At 38.5% G+C, this 25,008-nt stretch carries 22 protein-coding genes; 5 read left to right on the top strand and 17 right to left on the bottom strand.

What is annotated here, in order from left to right; all coding sequences use genetic code 11:
• Window positions 1-112 precede the first annotated feature (112 nt).
• The 3 genes from GSY63_RS14515 to GSY63_RS14505 form a co-directional block, all read right to left on the bottom strand.
• Entirely contained in the window at window positions 113-292 is a 180-nt protein-coding gene (locus GSY63_RS14515; protein ID WP_166586539.1) for a hypothetical protein, read from the bottom strand.
• Window positions 293-510: 218 nt separating this feature from the next.
• Entirely contained in the window at window positions 511-1,275 is a 765-nt protein-coding gene (locus GSY63_RS14510; protein ID WP_166586538.1) for a GLPGLI family protein, read from the bottom strand.
• Between the two features lies 1 nt (window position 1,276).
• On the bottom strand, window positions 1,277-4,054 hold the full coding sequence (locus GSY63_RS14505; RefSeq protein ID WP_166586537.1) for an outer membrane beta-barrel family protein: 2,778 nt from the start codon (window positions 4,052-4,054) through the stop codon (window positions 1,277-1,279).
• A 110-nt stretch (window positions 4,055-4,164) separates the two neighbouring features.
• Here GSY63_RS14505 and GSY63_RS14500 point away from each other — a divergent pair, with 110 nt between their 5' ends.
• Window positions 4,165-4,434, top strand: a complete 270-nt coding sequence (locus tag GSY63_RS14500; RefSeq protein ID WP_166586536.1) for a UBP-type zinc finger domain-containing protein — start codon at window positions 4,165-4,167, stop codon at window positions 4,432-4,434.
• Between the two features lie 166 nt (window positions 4,435-4,600).
• Window positions 4,601-6,001 (top strand): FAD/NAD(P)-binding protein, encoded by a 1,401-nt coding sequence (locus GSY63_RS14495; RefSeq protein ID WP_166586535.1) that lies wholly within the window; start codon window positions 4,601-4,603, stop codon window positions 5,999-6,001.
• Window position 6,002: 1 nt separating this feature from the next.
• On the opposite strand, the gene GSY63_RS14490 is transcribed toward GSY63_RS14495, so the two are convergent.
• The 3 genes from GSY63_RS14490 to GSY63_RS14480 all read right to left on the bottom strand — a co-directional run bounded on the left by GSY63_RS14490 (window position 6,003) and on the right by GSY63_RS14480 (window position 9,039).
• A complete protein-coding gene (locus GSY63_RS14490) occupies window positions 6,003-6,773 on the bottom strand; it encodes a TlpA family protein disulfide reductase (RefSeq protein WP_166586534.1) in 771 nt (256 codons plus the stop codon).
• A 46-nt stretch (window positions 6,774-6,819) separates the two neighbouring features.
• On the bottom strand, window positions 6,820-8,370 hold the full coding sequence (locus GSY63_RS14485) for an MFS transporter (RefSeq protein WP_166586533.1): 1,551 nt from the start codon (window positions 8,368-8,370) through the stop codon (window positions 6,820-6,822).
• 144 nt (window positions 8,371-8,514) lie between these two features.
• Complete coding sequence (locus GSY63_RS14480; protein ID WP_166586532.1) at window positions 8,515-9,039, bottom strand: YceI family protein; 525 nt, start codon at window positions 9,037-9,039, stop codon at window positions 8,515-8,517.
• 500 nt (window positions 9,040-9,539) lie between these two features.
• Between GSY63_RS14480 and GSY63_RS14475 the strand changes: the two genes are divergently transcribed.
• From GSY63_RS14475 to GSY63_RS14465, 3 genes are read left to right on the top strand one after another with little or no spacing between them, the layout of a single operon-like run.
• Window positions 9,540-10,142 (top strand): sugar transferase, encoded by a 603-nt coding sequence (locus GSY63_RS14475; RefSeq protein ID WP_166586531.1) that lies wholly within the window; start codon window positions 9,540-9,542, stop codon window positions 10,140-10,142.
• Entirely contained in the window at window positions 10,142-10,765 is a 624-nt protein-coding gene (locus GSY63_RS14470; protein WP_208094548.1) for an acetyltransferase, read from the top strand. Before GSY63_RS14475 ends, GSY63_RS14470 begins: the two co-directional genes overlap by 1 nt.
• Entirely contained in the window at window positions 10,758-11,924 is a 1,167-nt protein-coding gene (locus GSY63_RS14465) for an aminotransferase class I/II-fold pyridoxal phosphate-dependent enzyme (protein WP_166586530.1), read from the top strand. Before GSY63_RS14470 ends, GSY63_RS14465 begins: the two co-directional genes overlap by 8 nt.
• A gap of 21 nt (window positions 11,925-11,945) precedes the next feature.
• On the opposite strand, the gene GSY63_RS14460 is transcribed toward GSY63_RS14465, so the two are convergent.
• From GSY63_RS14460 to GSY63_RS14410, 11 genes are all read right to left on the bottom strand, one after another.
• The gene (locus tag GSY63_RS14460; RefSeq protein WP_208094547.1) at window positions 11,946-13,103 is read right to left on the bottom strand and encodes a glycosyltransferase family 4 protein; all 1,158 of its coding nucleotides are present in this window, start codon (window positions 13,101-13,103) and stop codon (window positions 11,946-11,948) included.
• 20 nt (window positions 13,104-13,123) lie between these two features.
• On the bottom strand, window positions 13,124-14,299 hold the full coding sequence (locus tag GSY63_RS14455) for a right-handed parallel beta-helix repeat-containing protein (RefSeq protein ID WP_166586529.1): 1,176 nt from the start codon (window positions 14,297-14,299) through the stop codon (window positions 13,124-13,126).
• A gap of 43 nt (window positions 14,300-14,342) precedes the next feature.
• Entirely contained in the window at window positions 14,343-15,461 is a 1,119-nt protein-coding gene (locus tag GSY63_RS14450) for a glycosyltransferase (RefSeq protein ID WP_208094546.1), read from the bottom strand.
• Window positions 15,462-15,463: 2 nt separating this feature from the next.
• Complete coding sequence (locus GSY63_RS14445; protein WP_166586527.1) at window positions 15,464-16,522, bottom strand: glycosyltransferase; 1,059 nt, start codon at window positions 16,520-16,522, stop codon at window positions 15,464-15,466.
• Entirely contained in the window at window positions 16,491-18,347 is a 1,857-nt protein-coding gene (gene asnB / locus GSY63_RS14440) for an asparagine synthase (glutamine-hydrolyzing) (protein WP_166586526.1), read from the bottom strand. Before asnB ends, GSY63_RS14445 begins: the two co-directional genes overlap by 32 nt.
• Before the next feature lie 4 nt (window positions 18,348-18,351).
• Complete coding sequence (locus GSY63_RS25075) at window positions 18,352-18,777, bottom strand: acyltransferase (RefSeq protein ID WP_317168577.1); 426 nt, start codon at window positions 18,775-18,777, stop codon at window positions 18,352-18,354.
• 145 nt (window positions 18,778-18,922) lie between these two features.
• Complete coding sequence (locus tag GSY63_RS14430; RefSeq protein WP_166586524.1) at window positions 18,923-20,014, bottom strand: glycosyltransferase family 4 protein; 1,092 nt, start codon at window positions 20,012-20,014, stop codon at window positions 18,923-18,925.
• A gap of 30 nt (window positions 20,015-20,044) precedes the next feature.
• The gene (locus GSY63_RS14425) at window positions 20,045-20,833 is read right to left on the bottom strand and encodes an O-antigen ligase family protein (protein WP_166586523.1); all 789 of its coding nucleotides are present in this window, start codon (window positions 20,831-20,833) and stop codon (window positions 20,045-20,047) included.
• Window positions 20,834-21,177: 344 nt separating this feature from the next.
• Window positions 21,178-22,563 (bottom strand): murein biosynthesis integral membrane protein MurJ, encoded by a 1,386-nt coding sequence (gene murJ / locus GSY63_RS14420; RefSeq protein WP_166586522.1) that lies wholly within the window; start codon window positions 22,561-22,563, stop codon window positions 21,178-21,180.
• Between the two features lie 90 nt (window positions 22,564-22,653).
• Window positions 22,654-23,658 (bottom strand): SDR family oxidoreductase, encoded by a 1,005-nt coding sequence (locus GSY63_RS14415; RefSeq protein ID WP_166586521.1) that lies wholly within the window; start codon window positions 23,656-23,658, stop codon window positions 22,654-22,656.
• A 42-nt stretch (window positions 23,659-23,700) separates the two neighbouring features.
• On the bottom strand, window positions 23,701-24,996 hold the full coding sequence (locus tag GSY63_RS14410) for a nucleotide sugar dehydrogenase (protein ID WP_166586520.1): 1,296 nt from the start codon (window positions 24,994-24,996) through the stop codon (window positions 23,701-23,703).
• Window positions 24,997-25,008: the final 12 nt, after the last annotated feature.

Here is a 25,008-nt window from a genome sequence, read left to right as displayed (position 1 = left end):
TATGTATTAATGGGCATTGGTTGTTTAATGCGTTGCAAATATCTTAATAATAATACGGTTAACGAAAAAGCCCCTTTGGTTAAGGGGCTTATAAATTCTAATTACTCAAATGTTATTTTACAGTATCGTTAACATAGTTGTTGCTCAGGTAGTGCATGTAACCATTTTCGGTCACCACTAAAGTGCTCATAACGGGGGTAGGTAATTGTTTCTTTTTTGAGGATGCTATTAACGGCAATATCATAACCGCTAACAGAGCGCTTACTTTGAGCGCTATGTAAAATGCTATCATTACTAAAACTTTTATGTGTACTATAGAAGTAATTAACTTCCATGCACTACGTAAGCCAAACTACATGCCACAATTGCCTTGGCGCGTATTATTAAGACATTGGCGTTAAATAAGCACCTTAATTATACATCTTCATTACAAACCAGCGGTTCTGTTTTTCATTTTGAAATGGGTGATTTTCCAAAATGGCACACTTTTGTGCACCTAACCCAGCAATATTAAAGTAGCAGCGCCTTAAAGGTTTCGTTAGCGTATGAGCCCCAGCTTTTAAGTGCCGTTTGCAGCCTTGCTTTTAACTGTGCATTGTTAACGGGCTTGCCCTTGTTAGGTGCCCTTAAGGCATTATCGACAACGGGCGCATCGGTAACTTTGGTGGCAAACCAGGTTACATTCTCGTGCGGAAGTGCGACACCCAATATCATACCCGGCAACCCCATAAAGCTTTCCGGGCCACCTGAAACGGGGATCTGATCGGTATAAAAAGCCACCACGTAAATAGAGTCCATAACCAGTGCATTAGCACGTCGGCAAGTATAGCCGGCAATTTCGCGGGTTTCACTTGTAAGCTTCCAGTTGATTTTGCGAGTGCTGTCTTTCACCAAAAAGGTTTCTTCAAATACATGCTTTTGGGTAATGCTGGCATGGGCAAAAACATCCGTAAAAATGGTATTGTACTGTACGCTCTGACCTCCGATTAAATTGTTCGGGCCGTTTTCATCTTCAACAGGGGTAAATAATGTTTTGTTATCGCTAAAGGCCAGTGTGCTTTTAAACGTTTTAAACTGCGGGTTCTTCTTTTTATAGCTGTCTATATAAGCAGCATAAAAGCTTTCATTGTCTTTGGTTACGCGCTTTTGTAAAATGGCGTACATGTTCACTTTCTTCTCAAACTCAATAGTACCCGATGTAGCAAAGCGCACACCTTGTGCAAATAAAACATGGCCTATTAGCAAGGCGATAATTGTTGATGTAAGTTTCTTCATGTTATTTTTTTTGAGGTGCGCCGCCACCCATTTTGTTAAAATCATAGGTTATAGAGAACATGAAATATCGTTTAATAGTGGTATAGGTTGTTTGGGTTATCTGATTACCAAACGCCGATCTGTTAAAACCGGTGTTTTGGTTCAGCAGATCATTTCCATCGATAGAAATCTTCAAATTATCCTGCTTCAGGAAGGTTTTGGCAATTGATGCCTTTAGCAGGGTTCGATAGTAGTTATCGCTGAAGGTTTGTGTTTTAGCCCTGAACCCGTAATTAACATCCGAAGAAACCTGAAATTTAAAAGGTAAAAACAACTGCACCTGGCCGTATGATGTAAAGCCCCGACCATTATTATTGATCTGACTTTGCAGCGACGTTTTGCTGATGGTATAATTAGGCCCAGCGGATGCGTAGAAACTGTACTTCTTCTCCTTGTACTTCCGTAAGTTTAGCGAGACGCCGTAGGTTTGTGACTTCGACTCGTTGAGCACATTGTTTACATAGTTATAAGAATCGTTTCCGTTGATATTGATGTTAATACCACCATTAATGCCGGCAAACAGATTACGACCGTAGTTACCATAGAAATAATAGTTAGCAGGCCGCTTGTTGCGCAGGTTAATAGCCTGATAAGTAGTTTTACCCGCCGAGTCTGTTACGGTATTATTTACAATAGCATTGGTGGTTAAAGAATATTGGCCCCCTATATATATGTACTGATCGCTAAGCACTTTGTAAGAATTGTAAGAAGCATTTAAACTATGCCTAAACGATGGCTTAAGCAGTGGATTACCCAAGGTAATATTCAGCGGATCGGTATTTACGACCAGAGGGTTTATTTGATCGATAGTTGGTTGAGTGGTGCGACCGTTATAGTTGAGGTATATACCAGATTGCTGAGAGATTTTATATTGAAATAAAGCTTGCGGCAACCAGTTTACAAAGTTTCGCTTGAAGTTAATGCCGGTGTACTCATTAAGCTGTTTAAAGTTAACGGCGGCGACCTTAGTCCCGAAATTAAACGTGGTTTTCTTTTTCTTGTAGTTGAATATAGCCCCCCCTTGATTGATGGTTTGATCTAATTTATAATGGTTACTCAGCGTCGAATCTAAGTCGGTGTAAAGTCCCGCCCCATTTTGGTTGTACGACCGACGATCTGCATTGCTATTATTTACACCTATACCATAGTTTACAATCACCGAGAAAGTTTTAGACAGCGGTTCGGTATAGGTGATGTTACTGGTAAATACAGAACTTGTTATTTCGTTCTTTTTAAACTGGTTTATGGTTTGCGTACTATCCGGCAAGCCAAGTGTGTTATAGTAGTCAATCTCCGAATTAAGGAGCCCGTGAGTATCGCTGTTGCTATAAGCCTCGCTAAGGTTCACAGAAATAGTGCGGCCAACCTTCTTAAATTTCCGGGTATAAAAAGCAGAGGCATTGAGTAATTGCTGATCGCCCGCGTTGGTTAATGACCTGGTTTGATTGTTCAGTAAAACATTATTCCCCCTAAAACTGGTCGCATCAAAATCACTTTTGTTATCGATATGTTTAGTAGTACCATCTATCGTGAATTTTAAGTTAGATGAGGTGTCTAACTTTATAGTGTAAGCAGCATCCAATTTTTGACGCCAGGTATTGTTGCCAAATTTCTCGTTGCTATTGGTATTAATGATACCCGTTGGCAGGCTATTTTGGGTTTGTACATTTTTTGTCCCCTCAATATCCATATTGCTAAACTTATAATTGGTATTGATGATCTCCTTATCGCTGTTCCATTTGTTATCGTAATGCAAACCACCCGATTGAGTTTTGGGTATCCCCTCGCCATTATAACCGCCGCTATTGAAGTCATCATTGGTTATGTAAAAGCCGCCATCAAATGCCTCCACATTGTTGTTTGTACCCAACTTTTGACTATCCTGCCAACTTAAACCGGTTTTACTAGTGTTAGACACCGTGCCATAGGCCGAGAATTTCATTTTCGCCTTAAATACATTGTACAGTAACTGCCCTTCGTAATAGCCATCTGTACCCACACCTGCGTTGGCCTTACCAAACATGCCGTTCTTTTTATCTTCTTTTAGTTTGATATTGAGTGTCTTGGTTTTCTGCCCATCGTCTATACCGGTAAATGCCGCCTGATCGCTCTTCTTGTCGTAAAGCTGCACTTTATCAACCATGTCGGCACGCACGTTTTTGGTAACCAGGGTTGGGTCATCGCCAAAAAACTCTTCGCCGTCAACAAGTACCTTGGTTACAGTTTGGCCCTGGGCGGTAATCTTTCCGTCTTTATCTACGGTTATGCCGGGCAGTTGCTTTAACAGATCCTCTACCTTAGAGTTGGGTTGTATCTCAAAGCTTGAAGCATTAAATTCGGTGGTATCGCCTTTGATCTTTATAGCAGCCTTTTTCCCTTTTATAATTACATCAGCCAGTAACTTCGACTTTAGCAACAGGTTAACCCCGCCGAAATTGTATTCCTTTTTGACCGAATCCAGTGCAAAGTTCTCTGCATAATCGGCATAACCTGGGTAGGTAAGCAATAAGATAAATTTGCCTTTACTTAAGCCATTGATAGCGAAAGAGCCATCCGGAGCGGCACGCGTAAATGCTTTTAATGTTGAGTCTTTAGCATTAAGAACTACTACAGATGTATGGGTTAATTTGAGTTTGGATGCTGTATCCGTTACCGAGCCTTTTATAGCATATTGGCTTTGGGCCCTGGTAACAATTGAAAATAAGCAGCACAGTATCAGGGTAGGTAGTGTGATCTTCATTATGTGGTTTAGTGCCCCCAATATATAACTAATTTATTAGTACGTAAAGCACTTTATTGTGTTCTTAATAAAGATTTTTTATCTTTATTAAGAACACAATAACTACCACTATGAGCAACCTTTGTGAGCACCTGAGTAACATTACCGAATTAAAAACTGCCGATAAATACGAATGCGCCGAATGCATTAAGGTAGGCAGCGATTGGGTACACCTGCGTACATGCCAAACTTGCGGTGTTACTTTATGCTGCGATCAATCGCCGTTAAAGCATATGACTGCTCATTATCATCATACCGGCCACCCTGTAGTGATTTCGTCAGAACCTGGCGAAAAATGGATGTGGTGTTACAAAGACGAGCAGTTTGCTGAATACGAATAACTGAAAATCCTTCTATTTCCGTAACCTTTCCTACCTCTTACTGACACGGATTTTTTACATTCATAAAAAGGAAATATTACCTAATATCGCGTTATAAAATGGAGTTATGGCTTCGCTTACAAGTTATAACCTATAACAATAACTCATAATTAGTAATACGTACTTTATGCGCACTATTGCCATTATTGGCGGCGGCTTTTGCGGCACCATGACAGCAGTTCATTTAATGAAAAGGGTAACGAATCCCCTTCAGATTATCATCATTAATACTCATTTCCCGCTGATAAAAGGCATCGCCTATTCAACAAATTATAACGGCCACTTATTGAACGTACCTGTTGAGAGCATTAGCGCGCTGCCCGAACAGAGTGACCATTTCTTAAACTGGATACAATTACAGGATGATTTTAAAAGCATCCCGCTCCAAACTCTTAAAGACACTTTCGCGCCGCGTAAAGTATTTGCCCGATATCTGAACACTATTTGGAAAGAGGCTTTGACAAGCAAACATCAGCAGGTGGGCTTACAGCTTATTGAAGATGAAGTAACCAATGTAACCCGTGATGGCGAGGTTTTAAATTTAGAACTGCAAAACTCGGCACCCATAGTAGCCGACTACGTGGTATTGGCAACCGGAAATGCCATTCCTAGAAACCCACCGCTTGCCGATCTGTCATTTTATAATAGCAACCTCTACTATAAAAATCCGTGGAATGATGTCTGCTTGCAAGACCTTAGATCGGAGCGTGATGTACTGATTATAGGCAACAGCCTTACCATGATAGATGCGGTAATCTCGTTGCTGGAAAATGGCTTCAGCAAAAATATTTATACGGTGTCGCCACATGGGTTCGCCATTATGCCCGATTATCCGGTCCCTCCATACGATATGGATATATTAGAAGATATCTCCCAGCCTTACCGACTATATGATTTGGTAAATACCATTAATAAACACATGAAACGCAGTAAGCGATTAGGCATTTCGCCCATTGCGGTTGTTAATTCTTTAAGGCATAAGCTGCAAGACATTTGGATTGGGTTCAGCCTGGAAGATAAACAGCGTTTTCTGAAAAGGATTAGCCCTTTATGGAATGCCTGGCGACACCGAACCCCTGCGGCGATGTACCAAAAGATTTCAAATCTGATTAATTCGGGCAAGCTAATTCCGCTAACGGGCCGTATGCGTAGCGCTATAGATAAGGGCGGTTATGCCGAAGTAATTATAGCTGATAAAAAGGCCGGCACAGAAAAATTTCTCGAAGTTGAGCGGGTGATCAACTGCACCGGATCGCAAATTGATGTGAGGTTGCCCGGCACCCTATTAAACAACATGCACAATAACGGCCTGATAACAGCCGATCCGTTGAATATCGCCTTAAACGTAGACATTGATACCTGCAATGTGATTGATGCGAGAGGTGAAAAAGTGCCCAATATCTTCACCCTCGGTAACAATCTTAAAGGAATGATATGGGAAACCACCGGCATTCCCGAAATGCGCGTACAGGCGGTGAACGTTGCAGATAGCTTAGTTGAATTATTAGCAAAAGAGGTGACAACCTAAGCTATTTTGCGGCCTCGTGATCTAATGCAACAGTTAACTCATGGGCAGTGTTAACTACTTTTGTAACCAAACCTTGCTTGTTCACTATCAAATGGGTAGGGTATTCGTTGATGTTTAGCTGGTGAGCTATATAACTTTCTTTAACCGGTACTATGGCATAGTTAAAAGGCGTTTTCTTTGAAAATGCAACCAACTTATCTTTGGGATCAAATGCAAGACTTACAAACAGTACGTCTTTACGATTGCGATATCTATTTACCAGATTATTAAGTTCCGGAATCTCTGCATTACACGTTGTGCAGGCTATAAACCAGCATTTTAATACAACGATTTTACCTTTAGTATTTTGCTGATTATAAACCTTACCGTTAATATTGGTATAGTTTAAACCGGGCAAAGGTTTAGCCTCCATTTTAAAGTGCCTATAATCGGTCTCGCCCTCGCCTTTTAATACACTCCGAAGATCCTTATTAACTTTGGCGTTTAGCGGGTACAGCCTATACTCGTTTCCACCGAAATTTGATTTTAATCTTAATGGAAGATAATTACCTGTGGCAAACTGTCTAAAAAATTCGGCAGTACTTATTTTATTCATACTAGCGTCGTAACCCGTAAAATCTTCGGTTAGCCTTAGATAATCTCTTTTATAATATAGAAAGCTCATTACATCTTTCAATATAGCAGCAGGTTTTTGAACGGGCTCAGGTGTAGTGTGATAGGCGAAAGCCATTTCGGTAAGAAGCAAAAGGGCAAGACATAATTTTTTGAACATGACAAGGTTGTTTGGTTGTATAAATGTAAACCTTGTGATTGAAATATCAACCAGAATTATCTTTTTTAACTGCGCTGTTCTTAATAAATATAAAAGCCATCAAAGCAGCTAAAAAGCCCAACCCAGCCGAAACACGCAATATGTTGCCGTAAGCATTAATAAAGCTAAGATGAAAGGCTTCCGCTACAGCAGCTTTATCACCAGCCCGAATACTCGCAGGCACCTTGGCATTACCCAGATTTTGAGCTACAGCCATTATCTCTTTTCGCTGATTTACGGGCAACGTGGTGTGTTTAAGTTGTTGCTCTAAAGCACTCGAAAAAAACACAACAGCTAGCGCGCCAAATATGGCATTGGCAAAAACATTAGCTATACGGGTAATAGCATTATTAACACCCGAGGCCGTGCCCGAAAAATGATCACTAACCGATCCCATTACCGTAGCCGTGAGTGGCGCAACGGTAAACGACATGCCCAGGCCAAATACGATTACACCGGGAAAAAAAGTAGTCCAATAATCACCTGGTCCGTTAGTTTGCTTTACAAAAGATAAGATGAGCAGTCCCAATCCTGCAGTTGCAGGGCCACCAATCAACAACAAACGCGGACCGTATTTATCTGCAAGAGCGCCGGCAAAACGGGCTACACTAACCATTAATATGGTGAATGGTAAAAAGGTTAAGCCAGATTGCAGCTGATCGTAGCCTTGCACCTGCACCAGGTTTAAAGAAAGAAACAACATTCCCGCACCGAGCCCTGCGTATAGAAAGAACGTTAGCAAGTTGGCCCCGCTAAAAGTTAAATTGCTAAACAAGGTTAAGGGCATCATGGGGTGTTTGCTCTTAGCTTGTATCGTTACAAAAGCAATTAAAAGTAACACCCCAGCTATTAGCGAACTGTATACTTGCCAATGACTTAAACCAACAGCAGGGATGCGTAAAAAACCAAAAGTAAGCATGGCTAAGCCCAGTGCAATAGTAACTGCGCCAGGGTAATCAACCGCGCGCCCGCCATCTGTGTCGCGGCTTTCTTTGACTTTAAATGCCAGTATGATTAATGCTATAACACCAATGGGAACATTGATAAAAAAGATATACCGCCACAAGCCCGCATCGCCCAACGCGCCGCCCAGTATTGGCCCGCCTACGGTTACCACCGTTGTTATGGCCGACCACGTCCCGATAGCTTTTCCCCGCTCCTTTTCATCTATCGAGGCCGATATGAGCGATAAGCTCCCCGGTATCATCAGCGCACCACCCACACCCTGTATAATACGAAACAGAATTAGCAACACTACACTTGATGCAAGACCGCAGGCAGCAGAACCGGCAATGAAGATAAAAATGCCAATCATAAATACCCTCTTACGCCCCAGCTGATCACCCAATGAGCCACCGATAAGTATTAGCGCGGCAAGCATTAAGAGGTAAGCATTTAAGATCCAAAACAAATCTGCGCCGCTTGCACCCAAGCTTTGTTGCAGCGAGGGTAGTACCACATTAAGAGCTGTACTATCAATAAAAGCCATAGCCGAAGCCAGGATGGCCGAACTCATTATCCACTTACCCTCCGGGCTTTTTAACGATACTGTTGCCATAAAAATATGGGTTTAGAAAAGCATTGGGTATAATGATAAAGCTACATAAATGGTTTCGCTTACACTATAGCTAGCACACCTTGCAACAAAAAAGCACCTGCCAATAAATCGACAGATGCCTTCAGTTAATAGTTATATAAATTATTAAGCTTTAGTTACCGGTACAATCAGATCAATAGTTACGTCATCTGGCGTGCCGCTTCTGTCGATACCATAATCTTTAGGGATTACTTTGAATGATCCTTTAAATACACCTTCGCTCCCCTTATCATCAAAGGTAAAATGAATAGTGGCGGGCTTGGTAGCACCTTTCATGGTAAGGTTGCCTTTGGCTACATAACCTACTCCATCTTTACTAACAGATGTGGATACAAATTTAATTGTAGGGTAGTTATCGGCGCCCAAAGCATCTTTTGCATGGTTGGTTTTAATGAAGAAACCGGTAGCAATGCTATTGACATCAATTGTGGCCGAAATTTTAGCCTGCTCTGGCTGGTTCTTATCAAATTGAATATCCGCCCTAAGCGTTTCGAAAGATCCACTGATTTTACCACCCGAGAATTTAACCGATGCGCCACTCTCCTTTATTTTCCAGTTACCGGCAAAAAAAGTAAAAGCACAGAAACTAATTATTGCTGCAAACAAGCCAGTGTTAACTATCTTTTTCATAGGAATTTGTTAATGTTTAAAAATTGATCTTTTCTATAAACAGTACGCTACTCAACATCACAGCGTTGCCTTCTGGGCCGGAAAAACTTAGCGAACGGACCAAACCAGTCCCTAATATGTTAAAGTATCGCTAAGATGATTATACTGCAAAAAAGATGATTGCGCGGAGGAGAATATTGTAAGGCAGCTATCTTTCAAGCAAAAGAGAGTGTCATCCATTCGATAATAATAAAAACAGTTTATTCATTACAGCCCAAAATGTAATGCGCGGCTGTTAATAGTGTAATAATTTTGTAAATTCAGATAGGATAGCAAAACAAGCTCAAGAAACTGTCTCTTTAAAAAATTGCAAAATTTCGTTTAACAAACATTAATTTACAATTGCGAGAATAACAAGGAGAAATAATTTGTTAAAAGAAAAAATAGGTTGCTTTAAACTAGTTCTATTTCCAACTTGTTTAATACTATAAAAGTTGGTATTTTAATCGATTGGTATTTCTATGTATAAAACCTATTTTAAACGTATATTTGACACAATAGTTTCACTTTTTTTATTTGTTTTTCTAAGCCCATTATTTGTCCTATTAAGTCTGAGTATCTTAATAATAAATAAGGATAGTCCATTCTTCTTACAGGCGCGCCCTGGAAAGAATGGCAAAATCTTTAAGGTAATCAAATTTAAAACGATGAATAGCAATCGCGATAGCGAAGGCCATCTATTATCCGACAAAGAAAGGTTAACCGACTTCGGAAAATGGTTGCGGAGAACTTCGTTAGACGAGTTGCCTCAATTGATAAATGTGATTAAAGGCGAAATGTCATTAGTGGGCCCCCGACCACTGCTGCCTGAATACTTGCCGCTGTATTCAGATAGGCAAAACAAAAGACATAATGCCAGGCCTGGCATTACCGGCTGGGCACAAATTAATGGCCGTAATGCCATTAACTGGTCTGATAAATTTGAATACGATGTTTGGTACGTAGAAAACCTGAGCTTTAAACTGGACCTTAAAATCCTGAAGTTAACCTTTAATAAGGTTAACGATCAAGCTGATATTTCTTCGGAAACCTCAGTGACTATGGAAAAATTTACGGGGAATTAATGATGCATATTATAGGTGCCGGAGGACATGCAAAGGTTGTCTTGGAAATTTTAGAACAATCTGATCCAATATTAACAATATGGGACGACAATACAGAAGCATACCTGGTGCATCATAAGGTAAAAGGTAATATTAACCATTTTAAAGAAACCGGGTCTGATAAGGTGATAGTTGCAATAGGCGATAACAATTTGCGCAAAAAAATTGTAGGCGAACTAGATTTTCCGCCTGCAATTACGGCTATTCATGCGAGCAGCAGCATTTCTTTGTCGGCACACATTGGCAAGGGTACTGTAGTTATGTCTAATGTTTCTGTCAACGCAAACGCTTTGATAGGAAACAACGTAATTATCAACACTAGCGCATCTGTAGACCACGATTGTAATATAAGTGATTTTGTACATATCGCCCCCCAGGTTGGTGTGGCCGGCAACGTAACAGTTGGCGAAGGCACCCATATAGGTATAGGCGCGTGCATTATTCAGGGAATTAGTATAGGCAAATGGGCTACAATAGGAGCCGGATCTGTTATTATACGAGACGTACCGGACTACGCGGTTGTAGTGGGTAATCCGGGACGGATAATAAAATATAAAAAGCCAATTGAAGAAATTTATGACTGAAGACAGGATATGGCTTTCCACTCCACACATGAGTGGAAATGAGCAAAAATACATTGACGAGGCTTTTAAAAGCAACTGGATAGCCCCCCTTGGGCCTCATGTAGATGCTTTTGAACGGGACATATGTGATTTTACCGGAAGTAAGTTTGCTGCGGTACTAAGCTCGGGCACTGCGGCCATCCATCTTGCATTAGTTGTACTGGGCGTAAAACCAGGCGATGAGGTAATATGTCAGTCGATGACATTTTCGGCCAGTGCCAACCCTATAAGCTATTTGGGTGCTACTCCTGTTTTTATTGACAGCGAGTTGGACACCTGGAATATGAATCCCGCAATGTTAGAAATAGCTATAAAAGACCGTTTGTCTAAAGGCAAAAACGTTAAAGCTATTATACCCGTTCACTTATATGGCATGCCTGCAAAAATGAACGAAATATTAAGCATTGCTAATAAATATCGTATACCCGTTGTAGAGGATGCGGCGGAGGCATTGGGTTCTACTTTGTTTGGCCGGGCTGCAGGCACATTTGGCGCAATTGGTATTTACTCTTTTAACGGCAATAAAATCATAACTACATCTGGCGGCGGTGCTTTAGTTTCTAACTACCCGGAATTTACCCAGAAAGCCAAGTTTTTGGCAACCCAGGCAAGGGAAGATATGCCCCATTATGAGCACACTCAGATAGGCTATAACTATCGGATGAGCAACGTATGTGCAGCAATAGGGCTAGGGCAAATGGAAGTATTAAATGAAAGGGTTGGACAACGCAGGGCCAATCATAAATTTTATGTAGAACAGTTTGCTGATTTGCCGGAAATAGAATTCTTAAAAGAACCACAAGGCTTTTATTCTAACCATTGGTTAACCTGTATAAGAATAAACCGACAAAGCGAGGTTACCAGAGAAGATTTGAGATTGGCCTTGGAGGCTGAAAATATAGACTCACGCCCGCTTTGGAAACCAATGCATATGCAGCCCGTATTTAGCAATTGCCCATATTATGGAAATGGAGTAAGTGAAGAGTTATTTGAGACTGGATTGTGCTTGCCTTCGGGCTCTAGTTTAACAATTGCAGAACTATTTAAAGTAAGTAATATCGTACGTTCTGTATTCGATAATGTTGGTACAAAAAATATGATAAAGGCCTCTGTTCATTAATCGGCCACGTAATTGGGCAATTTATCCGCCCAGTAAACTCTCGTATTCGCGGTATATCAAAGACCATAAATGCTTTTGTTCATACCGATCTACAATCATTGGCCTGGAGTTTTTTTGTAGTTTCCCGTAAAGGGCTTCACCTGTCAAAAGACGGGACATCGCATTCTGTAAAGCGTCAATATTTTTCGGTGGAATAATTAACCCGTTTTCTTCATTCGCGATAATCTCATTACAACCATTAATATCAGTTACGATGGCTGGCAGTTCAAAGCATCCCGCCTGCATTGGAACGTTAGGGAAGCCCTCCCGGTACGAAGGAAAGACCAGCACATTGCTTATCGCCAAATACGGACGCACATCATCCTGATAACCTACGTTAATTATTGCATTGCTATTGCCTATCATAGCCAGGCACTCAGCCGATAAAGGATCAAGCTCGGGTTCGAAAGGGCCGACCAATAATAATCTGATCTGTGCATGACGCTCTGCCAGTGATGTAAACGCCTGAATAAGTTCTTCTATTCCCTTGTCTTTTACAAGACGCCCGATAAATATAAACGTGAAATTTGATTCAGTTAAGCCAAAATTCTCTTTTATAGAATCAGCCTTAGATACCAGCTCGGGACTTATTTTAAAATGATTGGTATTAATGCCATTACTGCTTCCATTCCCTATCACCTTCAATTTATCTGAACTACAAAATTTACTTTTTAAAATAAATTCCTTCAGATTAGTGGAGTTGGGGTATACCTTAATTGCGCACTTGTAAGTTAGCCACTCGGTGTATTCCAGCAATCTTCGTTTCATACCGGTTGCCTCCATTAATGGCAACCCGGCTACAGTATGCAATCGAATAGGCACGTTAGCTATACGCGCGGCCATCATACCAAGTAAACCCGCCTTTGGAGTGTGCGTGTGAACAATATCTGGTTTAAGCTTTCTAAAAACACGCACCAGCTTAAAAAGGGACACTAAATCCTTGATTGGAGAAATGAAACGTGTCATCTCCACAGCTATAAAAGTGCTTGATTCGCGTTCTTCCAAAAAATGTACATTGTTCCCCATAGAGCTTATCATATATACATCGAAGCCTTTGCCCACCATGTATTTAAGCTGCCCGGTAAGTAATTTATCTAAAGAAAGAGGTACGGTTGTTATTCTTATAAGTTTTGACAACATAATTACATTGCACCCGCCTATTAATGGAATGAGACTTTGTTATTATTATTAAATGTGCCTTTTATTTTTAGAAGTGTATCCGGCTGATTGGCTGATATTCCAGAATTACTTTTATTAAAAACCTGTGTATTCTTAAACTGCACGCTAGGGCCATAGTCATAATAAGTATCGTTTTTAAAGGCCCGGATATTATTTCTCCAAATCGGGTTGATAATTTCAACTCTACCAGTTAGGGGATTACCTGGATATGAATTTTTAAATCCTCCTAGCCAAAAAGCTGTATGTGACTGCTCGTCATAGTGATTTGCTATTACTACATTAACATTTTTATTAATTTGGCCTGGCAATTTACCTAAGCCAATTATCATACCGAACCGGGAGTTAAATGTACAAATATTATTAAGTTCAATATGATCAATAACATCATTGTTAGAATTGGGTTCTATATCAAGCCCAGCCTCGGGGTCGGTTCCAAAATTATTAGACAATATCGCATTTAAAATCTTTAAGCTATCTACACTTATAATTGATATTCCGTTTCGACGGTTAAACTCCAATCTGGAATTGTAAATGCTAATATTATGGCTGGTTGAGCCCTTATTATCTCCTGCTATATAAATACCATCACCCCAGCAATTGCTAATATGGGGGCTTACCAATTTAACATTGTTAGAATTTCTAATAGTAATTCCCATGCCCCATTCTCCTGTTGTACCGCTGTGTTTTTCGCGATCGCCTACAAGATTGGCATTATAAATTGTAACGCTATTTGAATTATAAATAGCAATCATAGTATAAGATGGCTTATCGTTTGCCTGTAGTATTAACTTCGAGTTTTTTCTAAAAACAATAGTACTGTTTGACTTTATAATACGTAACCCCCCCGAGTTAATAAGAACCGGAAAGTCTGGCAAAATCAAATTCTGATTCTGATTGATGGCATTTTGAAGATACAAAGTATAATCTACTGATCCATCTGTTACATACTTTGCCGGCAAAGCTTTAGTTGCATCATATGCTGATTTACTAGTATTCAAAATTTCTGTATCGAATGATATCGACTTCTCTTTCCCAAGAATGGATTCGGGTACAGCTTCGCGAGATAAGGGAATGTTGGATTGAGCCGTACAGCTTAAAAAACAAGCATTTGTAAATAACAAAATCATCCACCAGGCATACTTTATACTTTTTAACATATCGTAAATTTTATTAGAGAATTTCTCTATTTCAACAACTTGTTTAATCGTTAGTATCCAAATATTTCGAAATAGACATCATATAACTTTCGATGTTATTTTTACCAAGATATGCTGCAAATTCTTTTACTCTCTCATTCAAATTTTCTTCATTATCCAACAAATTCTCATCCATTAATGTGGCAAGGCCATTTACATCGTTTGGATAACATGTGGGCAGCCCCTTAATATTTGATATTTCCTGCACGCATAACGTACTTATAACATTGGTATTTTGTGACATCATTTGCAAAAGTGTATTTGGGAAACCCTCTATCCGAGAAGAAACTACGCACAACTTTGCATGCTTAAATAATGGGTAAACATTATCAAATCTCCCCGGTAATATAACCCTGGCATTTAACTCAAGATCATAGACATTCTTTTGCAAAGCATCCCGCTCCTTTCCTTCGCCCAATATTATTAAGTTAACGTCCTTGTATTTATTACTAATCTTATGAAAGGCATTTATCAATATGTCAAATCCTTTTTCTTTTATTAAACGTCCAGCCGAAACTATATATTTCATCCTGTTTATAAATTGTTCGGATTGCGCTTCAGGCTGAGTTATTATTGATCGCAGATCGATTGGGTTATGGAGCACTTGTAAATTAATGTTACGGGCAATATTGGCTATACCATTTTGCAACTGTTGCTTCATAAACTCTGTTTGGCATATTAATAAGTCGAGATTCTTGTAGCCAAGTCGATAAAAGAATTTGTACATTAACAATTTGGCACCGCTATACCGTTCGAAAATTGAGGTTGATTCTCTTCCTATTAAGTATTTGGCTCGTAAAATGCCACATTTTTTATAAAACCCTAATATCCCATTATAATAAACGTTAGAACTATATACCCTTTCGAAAAAGAAACTTCTAACTTTCAGCATAAAAATGAAGGAGTAACATAGCCCTGAGATATTACCTCCTTTACCATAAAAAAGATGCGCATTCTTATTGGTATCTAAATTACTCCAACCGTCATCAATTCTTTTTACGCCAAAATATATGTACACTTCGTCACCTATACTCAAATGATAAGAGGCTATCATTCTTAATATCTGCTCTGCGCCCCCAAGTTCGTCACTGGGAAGCATTATAAGAATTCTATTACTCCTCATTACTATATCAATTGAGCATAACAACTACTAATTTTATTTATGCCGAACCTTGCCTGGATATCATTGGCAATATGGTCTCCGTCCCAGCGCCTGTTACATGCTTCAACTATACGTTGTTTGAAATCAGATAATTTATGCTGATCTACAACATATCCATTCTTTTCGTTGATAATGTGCGACAGCCCGCCAACATTAAAAGCCACTACTGGCACTCCGACAGACAAGGCTTCTATAACCACATTAGGAAACCCTTCTGTAAAAGACGACAATACAAATAAATTGTGAGCTGCAATAATTTCGGGTACATTGCTTATCTGGCCAAGCATGTAAACCCGTTTTTCAAGACCCAATTCAATTATCTTTTGTTCAATGTTGTACTTTAAAGGCCCATCGCCAGCAAGGGTAAGATGATAATTTACTGGTAAATCTGCTAAACATTCCAACAATCTAAAATGTCCTTTTTCGTGCGACAGCCTAGCTACAAAAATCATTTTGTTTATCTCTCCATTGTCGATCGGGACATGCACCTGTACCTTGGGTTGAGCTACAGGATTAGGGATTACCACCATTTTAGTGTCTTTTATATTGTAAACTTGGTTAAGAGCGGCTTTCATTTCCTGCGATTGGCAAACAATGACATCAAACTTCCGGTAAACCAGCTTTATAAGATGGCCGGTAATTTTGGCCTTCATCCCTGCATAAACATGCATAAGGTTAGGTATATTAGATTCGCGCGCAATTAACCTGGGAATATTTGCAAAGAACGAAACATATCCAAGCAGAATATTTATATGGCTGCCTGTAGAGAAAACTGCATCGGGCTTTTCGGCACGTAATAGAGAAACCAATTTGAAAAAAGATTTTGATGCCTTTATTGTATTTAATTCAATGAGGTTTACTCCTACTATCGGCGTTTCAAAAAAATTATCCCGGCTGTCTAATAAAATCAGCGTTACATCATATAAACTCTTATCGAAATTACGCACCAATAAATAGAATACCCGTTCAGATCCACCAGCTCTTAACGAACTAAGAATAAAAAAGACCTTTTTCTTGCGCATGATAATTTGGAGCAGCCTGATATTTAAGCCATGTAATTAGCACAATAAGATTCCATATTGTGGGGTAAAAATTCTTTTTTCTCTGCATGTGCAGATCAATACTATTTAAAATATACTTTGTATTTAAATCCAGTGGAATCAATTTTAAATTCTCTTCGGTAATAGTATCATAAACAAATGGCTTCAGTTTATCCCTAAACCATTCTTCAAAAGGCATAGTAAAGCCTGTTTTAGGCCGGTCTAACATTTCTTTTGGTATAAATTTATAGGTAAGATCTTTCAGGATACGCTTTTTGTTTCCTTTTTGATAACGGAAATCAACTGGTAATGTACGCGCAAATTCGATAATACGATAGTCTAACAATGGGCTTCGTACCTCAAGGGAAGCCGACATTGACGCACGATCTACCTTTACATTACTATCATTTTCGAGCCATAATTTAATATTGATATCAGCCGCTTTCTGTAGGTCATTATATTTTAACTTCTTAATAGCACCTACATCCTTATGATTTGTTGACACAGGATAATTAAATATGGGCTGAAAGGTCTCAAATATCTTTTGAATGAACATATTCATGTCAGGGTACTGCAAAAACGCACTGATTATTTGAGCCTTGTAACTATTGGAAATATTAAGAACATTGCCTGCGAGAAATCTTATTAGATAAGGTACTCTATATAAAGAGCTTGCTTTATTAATTATATCAAAATGATTGTATCCCAGAAAGCCTTCATCCCCACCATCGCCGCTTAATGCTACAGTGACATATTTTTTTGCCGATTTTGACAACAACATTGAAGGTATGGCCGATGAATCGCCGAAAGGTTCATCATAAAACTCGGGTAATTTCTGTATAAGATCAATTCCATCCTCGTAATTGCATTCTATAGTGGTATGATTCGTACCTAAATATTTTGCGGTACTGGCAGCATGTACACTTTCGTCGAAACGTCCTTCATTAAATTTCACCGAGAATGTTTTTAGCTGAGTGCTGCTCACCCTGTTGGCTATTGCCGAAATAAGACTCGAATCAATTCCACCCGACAAGAAGGCTCCCAAGGGAACGTCAGACAACATTCTTATCTTAACCGCATTGGTTAATAACGATTCGAGATGTTCGAGGGCATCATTATAGGAGTGCGAAAAGCTCAATGAGTCAGCATAATTTAAATCCCAGTACTTAGTAAGCTTTATATCGTTATTCCCCAATGTATAGGTAAAGTAGTACCCCCCGCTTAGTTTAAAGACATCTTTGTAAACGCTTTCGGGCGATGGTATATAACTATAAGTTAGAAACGATTCTAAAGATTTATCGCTTATTTCCAGATCATTACCTATGAGAATTTCGTTTGGCTGAGAGGCACACTCGAGCGTTGAATTATGAACACGATAAAATAATGGCTTTTTCCCTAAACGATCTTTTGCCCCAAACACGCGTTGATTTTCCTGATCATAGATTACAAAAGAAAACATACCATTAAAATGTGTAACGCAATTTTCACCATAAGCCAGGTAAGCCGCACAAATTACCTCGGTATCTGAGTCGGTAGAAAATGTAAACCCCTTAGCAGTTAACTTTGTGCGCAGATCTAAGAAATTATAGATCTCTCCGTTAAATACGATCCAAAGATGAAGATATTTAAAGGGTTGATTGGAGCGAGCATCGAGATCAATAATAGCTAAGCGGTTGTGTCCCAATATAGCTTTGTTGTCGACATTAATAAAATTAGAAAAATCAGGCCCTCTGAATTTTATCCTATCAAGTTTTCTAACAATGATTTCGTCGTTAAATATTTTTGTAGTAAAGTATATTCCACACATAATACTAAGCTTTTAAAAATGGTTTGTGAGTACGGTCAACAATCTTTTCGATAGCTTCCTGGTAAGAAACTGTAACGTCAAAATCTTCACTGGTATGCAGAGTTGACAACCCATTTTGGATATATTCCTGGTAACTGCCAATAATTTTTGCGGGGTTTCCGCCAACAATCACGCCGCCTGGTATTGATTTGGTAACGATAGAACCTGCCGCAACAATTACATCATCTTCGATTATTACACCAGGCATAATTATAGAGTTTACCCCGATGAAAACATTGTTACCAATCTTTACACTACGATATAGAAACCTTCTGCCTTTTTTATCGTTCATCAGCCACGTACTACCGTCGTGCGTGAGGATCCTTACTCCGCTTGTAATCGTTACTTTGTCTCCTATTTCAATTAGGAAGGGTTCAGAGCTAATAATCATGCTGTAAAGGCGGCAATTGTCGCCAATTTTCACCCCTTGGCGCCTATAGAATTCTACCGCGCCATATCTATGATATAATATTTTATTCCTGAATATTTTAAATACCCCAAGCATAACTAATTGTTTAAATTCCGTTATTATTCACTCAAAATTTGTTAATAGCTTTTTTAACTTCGTTAATAATATTCTCCCACTCCTGGCTTATATTATCTATAGCGTATTTATCTAAACTCTTTAAAGCAACATCGGTCAACTTACTCAATTCGGGGGGATTACTCATGATCCGATTCAAATATAGTTCAAGCTGGTTTATATCTCCTGGCTCGTAAAGAAATCCGTTAACACCGTTCTGGATTATTTCCTTAGGCCCCATTGGACAGTTGCTAGACACTACTATTGCTTTGTAATTCATCGCTTCCAATAAAACATTTGGAAACCCTTCGCTGATAGAAGGCAAAACAAATATTGAGGCTTTATGATAAAAAGGCTTTACGTCTTTCTGAGTACCCCAAAAAACTGTTTTGCTCACTATCCCTATTTCTACAGCAGTCGTCATTAATGCCTCCTTCTCCGTACCTTCTCCTACAATCCACAGACTATAGTCAGGATACTGATTTATTAACCGACTGAACGCAGTTAATAAATCTTTAACACTTTTATCTTTTGACAAACGTCCTGCAAATAAAATAACTTTCTCCTTTTCTGGTATTGGTTCTGTATCAACAGATATTGGATTTGCAATTACAACGTTTCGCCTGGCTTGCAAATGTTTTCTAATGGCAATTTCTTTCGCCTCATGCGTTTGTAATACCAAGGCATCAGCAAACCTATATGTCATTTTTCTTAGGCGCTGCCAAAAGGGAGATATGTCGGCAGAAAATAACTCCCCTCTTTCAGAGACGATAACTGGTATACCAACAGTTTTCGCAGCGCAAATGGCTAAAACATTATTAGGGGTAATAAAACTAATCAGTACATCTGGTTTAGTTGATTTTAAGAGCTTACGTAAGGAATTTACTCTCTTTATATTAAATGCTAAATGATTCCGATACGAGTTGTTGTAGGTTAAATCTAATTTCTGATGAATGATATTTTCGTTTAGGGCGTAAAACGACTCGTTATTGTTCCAACTTATTATATTCACCTTATGTCGGGCTGAAAACCAATTTGACAAAATTGATATCACTCGTTCAGCTCCGCCCGAGTCCATACCACCAATAAGAAACGATATTTTCAAAATGTTATATTATAAACAAAACTTACTGTTTTATCGGGAAAAAGTTTTAGGCAAAACCCCGTCATATAAAACCTCAACCTTAACTTCTATTTCCTCATTATCGATATCTGATTGCAAATAACTTTTATTGTACGCCCAAATACAGCTCAGTAAGATTATATAATTATTAAAAAAATTATGGCTAGTAAGCAGAAACATAGCGATTGCTATATTGGCAAAAAGCAAATGTATTTTTGTTTTTAAAAACTTCCAACTCTTAAAGATCATAAAAATAAAATAGATTGTAAACACCATAAAAGGCACAATTCCAGCCTCACCTAAAATCAGCAGATAAGAGTTGTGAACGCCTTCTCCCTGATCAATTCCTCTAAGCGCCCCAAACCCATTACCTGAGATAGGGCTATCGAGTATCTTATCATAATATTTCGCCCAAGTGTCGGTACGGGAGTCTTGATTTAAATCGGCAATCTTGGATTTCGAGTCCAAAACATCTTGAAACTGACTAAATCTAAGACCATTCAGATTAAATGTTTTCGCGAAAGAAAGAATACCAATAATAGCAACAACACCGATAACTAAACCTTTTATATTCTTTAAATTGACCGAAGCGTGAATAAGATTTAGTATTACCCAAATCAAAATAAATGTTCGCGAAAAAGTTAGCAACCCTAAAAAAGAAAACAGAAACTGCCCCGTTCTTTTTACATAATGATTTTGCAATCCTAGAGAACCACAATACCCAATAAGGCAAACAAACCCAGCGTAATTAGGATTAATGTACAAACCACTGGCCCTGCCATAGTTATCTGGAAAGAACAAAGGTTGTATGATTATACTCAAAGAGCCTACTAATAGAAACATGAAAAAATCCTTTTCGGTACAATCTTTTAAAAGGGTGTTACTACAAATAACTATTATAAAAAACTTAACCGCCTCCAACATGTAAATCTCCAGATCGGTTTTAAGCTGAAGTCCAGCGATTAAATAATATAATATTCCTAACCATATTAATGGCCGGATGGGGGTACTTTTGGCGTTTGAGATATGGTATGCAATGAGCAGTATAAAGGAAAGATAACTTAATATCGAACTTAAATCACTGTATCCTAAATTGAGTGTAAAGGAGGGGATGTTCCAAAAAAACAAGCTTAATATAATATACCTTATATACTGCATTTTTTTCTTTGATAGACCACACAACAAAACAATATCAAGCAATTAACAAAATAAACTGCAGATGTACTTATCGCTAACCCATATAAATTAAATGGCTTAATCAGCAAAAAATCTAACCCAAAGTTTAACAACAAACTTAACAATGAAACCCAAGCCATAAGATGGTTTTTGTTAATACTTGTCAAAAATTTAACCAGTACAATACTGCAAATATAAAATGGCACATACAGTAAAAATATTTTCTGCACGTTCGAAACAATCATGGTGTCGCTGTGCAGAAATTTGCCTCTTTGAAAACAGTAAAAAATTATCTGATCGGAAAATAGAAATACAACCGCACTTAGTAAGACGGTAGCAAAAAATGTAATTTTCAGAATTTTAAAAAGGTCATCGTACGCTTTTAAAAGATTGTTGTTGACTTCTTTCGCAAAGCGAGGAAGCAGTACATTACCTAAAGCCATTACTAATACCCCGGCAACAAAAGAAGGAATTTTAACTCCATAGTTTATTGCTGTTATGGATCCAACTAATAACTGCGCCGCAAAAAATTGATCTACAAAGCTATTCATTCCAATTAGAAATCCCGATGACGCTTTAGCTGGTAATTGTCTTATCATCAACCTGAGGTTGGAATTTAGACGAGGATATTTAAATTGAATCTCTTTAAAATAAATTGCGCTTAATAAAAGAAATAAGAATTCCAAAAAGCTCCCCATAAGCATTCCAATGGCCAAAACTGAAACACCTAATTGGTCATTGAAAAATATGATACAGGCGACTACGCTAAATGTAGTTAATATGGGATAAATTGTAGTGTATAGAAACTTGCCTCCGACTATCAATAGTGAACTGAGTAAGGAAGAATATCCCCAAAAGAACAAGGCCGGTAGTATCCAGTAAAATTGAACCAAAATAAGGTTGTAATAGCTGGCAGCATGCCCAGGATATAAATACGGTAAAAACGTATCAGTAGAGAGGATGCATATTATGCAAAATACAATGGCAATACAAGTGACAATGATAAAACTAACGGATTGAAATATTCCCTTTTGTTTACTTGAGGCTAATTCTGCTATATAATTAGGGATAAAAATATTACTTAGCGAATCAACAAATACATTGTTAATAAATGAGGGTATAAGCACCGCGATATAAAAGGTATCTAAAAGTGCTGAAAGGCCAAATGTATGTGCTACGAGGCTTTCCTTCAAAAAACCCGATCCTTTTACAAAAATATTAACCCCAGAGACCAAAAGAATATTAATAACAGTTGTGTTAGTTAACATTCCTTTTAGCAGCAATTTAATTTTCCTACTCCTTTCTCCAGGCTTCGTTCTCACTTCTTCAACAAAATCGACATTTCCTTTTTGCATTAAAAAATATTTGCAGATCGACGGTATAAAAATCAACGTCAAATATGAATAAATATATCTGACGTAATAGCTACAAAATTATAGCCCTGATTATACTTCGGTTCTTTTAAAGCTATTTTGTTCAGTATACCATTTGACAACATTTTCAAGCCCTTGCAGAGCTGAAAACTCAGGATTATAGCCTATCAATAGCGCAGCTCTAGAAATGTCAGCGAGGCTATGCTTAACGTCTCCTTTTCGCTCCGTGTTGTATATTGGATCGATGTTTATCTGGCAGAGCTTACATATTTCTTCCCAAAGTTCATTTAAAGTGGTGCTTTCACCATATGCAATATTAATTACTTCAGATTTAACGATATCTTCAATAAATAAGGCTTTAATATTTGCCTGTACTGCATTTTCAACGAAGGTAAAGTCTCTGCTCGTTTTGCCATCACCATTGATAAGTGCAGCCTTCTTATTTAAAGCGGACTTTACAAATAGCGGGATCACTGCAGCATACGCACCATTAGGGTTTTGCCGTGGACCGAACACGTTAAAATAGCGCAACCCAACCGAATGAAAATCGTAAGTTCTTGAAAATACTAAAGCATAAAGTTCATTAACATACTTCGTTATTGCATAGGGAGATAATGGATTACCTATTTTATCTTCAACCTTCGGCAGGTCTGGATGGTCTCCGTAGGTGCTCGAGCTGGCGGCGTATACAAACCGTTTCACGCCTGCATCACGCGCTGCAACAAGCATATTTAAAAATCCGCTAATATTAACCTCGTTAGTTGTTATCGGGTCGTTAATAGATCTTGGTACAGAACCTAAAGCAGCCTGATGGCTTACATAATCGATACCCTCGAGCGCCAATCTACAAATTTCGAGATCACGAATATCGCCCTCTATCAGTTCAAAGGAGGGATTTGTTAAGAATTGCTCTATATTTTGCCTCAACCCTGTTGAAAAATTATCAACTACTCTTACTTTCTTGGCGTTGTATTTCAATAAATACTCTACAATATTAGAGCCTATAAACCCAGCTCCACCGGTAACTAAAAAGCTGAATTGAGTTAAATTTTTTGTGTGATAGGCTTTATTGTACATGATTAATTTAAAATAGTTTATGAAATCTTCTTATTTAAAAAGCTATAGTCTTGCGTCTATCAAATTTTTAGGCAAAATGCCTTTAACGTCATAGATTACATGGTTCGATTTGCAAAGCGATTTAATATCCAGGTCTATAAATTGATCATGTGATACGGCTAGTATTACCGCATCACAATTATCAATTAATTGAAGCCCCTTTATAGATTCCCAGCCGTATTCATGTAAAACTTCTGCAGGTTCAGCCCACGGATCGTGAAGTATAACATTGGCCTGGTAGTCTTTTAACGCTTTTAAAATGTCAATTACTTTCGTATTGCGTACATCCGGGCAATTTTCTTTGAAGGTGATTCCGAGCACCAATATTTTGGAGTTTTTAACTGGGATATCTTTTTTCACCATCAGTTTAACAACCTCATGAGCTACATACTCACCCATGCCATCGTTCAGCCTTCGACCCGCTAAAATTATTTCGGGATGATAACCAATTTCTTGCGATTTTTGCGCCAGATAATATGGATCTACACCAATGCAATGGCCACCAACTAATCCTGGCTTAAATTTCAAAAAATTCCACTTTGTACCTGCGGCTTGTAATACCTCATCGGTATCAATTCCTAAACGGTTAAATATCTTGGCTAATTCATTAACAAACGCAATGTTGATATCCCGTTGCGAATTTTCTATTACCTTCGCGGCTTCCGCTACCTTGATGGATGCGGCTTTGTATGTCCCTGCGACTATTACCGATTTATAAAGCTGATCTATCTTCTCTGCTGCGTCTGGGGTTGATCCAGATGTAATTTTAAGGATTTTAGCTACAGTATGTTCTTTATCGCCCGGATTGATGCGCTCCGGAGAATAGCCTGCAAAAAAATCAACGTTAAATTTCAGTTTCGAAACTTCTTCCAAAACAGGCACACATTCTTCTTCGGTAACGCCGGGATAAACAGTGGATTCATAAATTACAATATCACCCGCTTTCAGTACCTTTCCAACCGTTTTACTTGCCTTATATAAGGGTGTAAGATCAGGTCGGTTGTTTTTATCAACCGGTGTAGGAACAGTTATGATATAAATATTGCTATCGCCGATATCGTCCAATACACTAGAACAAATCAGGCCATTATTACTATTTGTCGTATTGATAACCTCACTTAATAATTCGTCGTCAACTTCTAATGTGCGATCTTTCCCTGCTTTTAGTTCTGTAATCCTTAATTCATTGATGTCAAATCCAACCACTTTGTAACGCTTAGCAAATTCAACAGCTAACGGCAATCCAACATATCCTAAGCCTATAACACTTATTTTTACATTGTTGAGCTCAATATCCATATCAATTATTTT

This window comes from Mucilaginibacter agri, from assembly GCF_009928685.1.
GTDB classification, from domain to species: Bacteria; Bacteroidota; Bacteroidia; order Sphingobacteriales; family Sphingobacteriaceae; genus Mucilaginibacter; species Mucilaginibacter agri.
The sequence above is the reverse complement of the archived record's forward strand: the minus strand, read 5'-3'. Positions and strand labels throughout refer to the sequence as shown.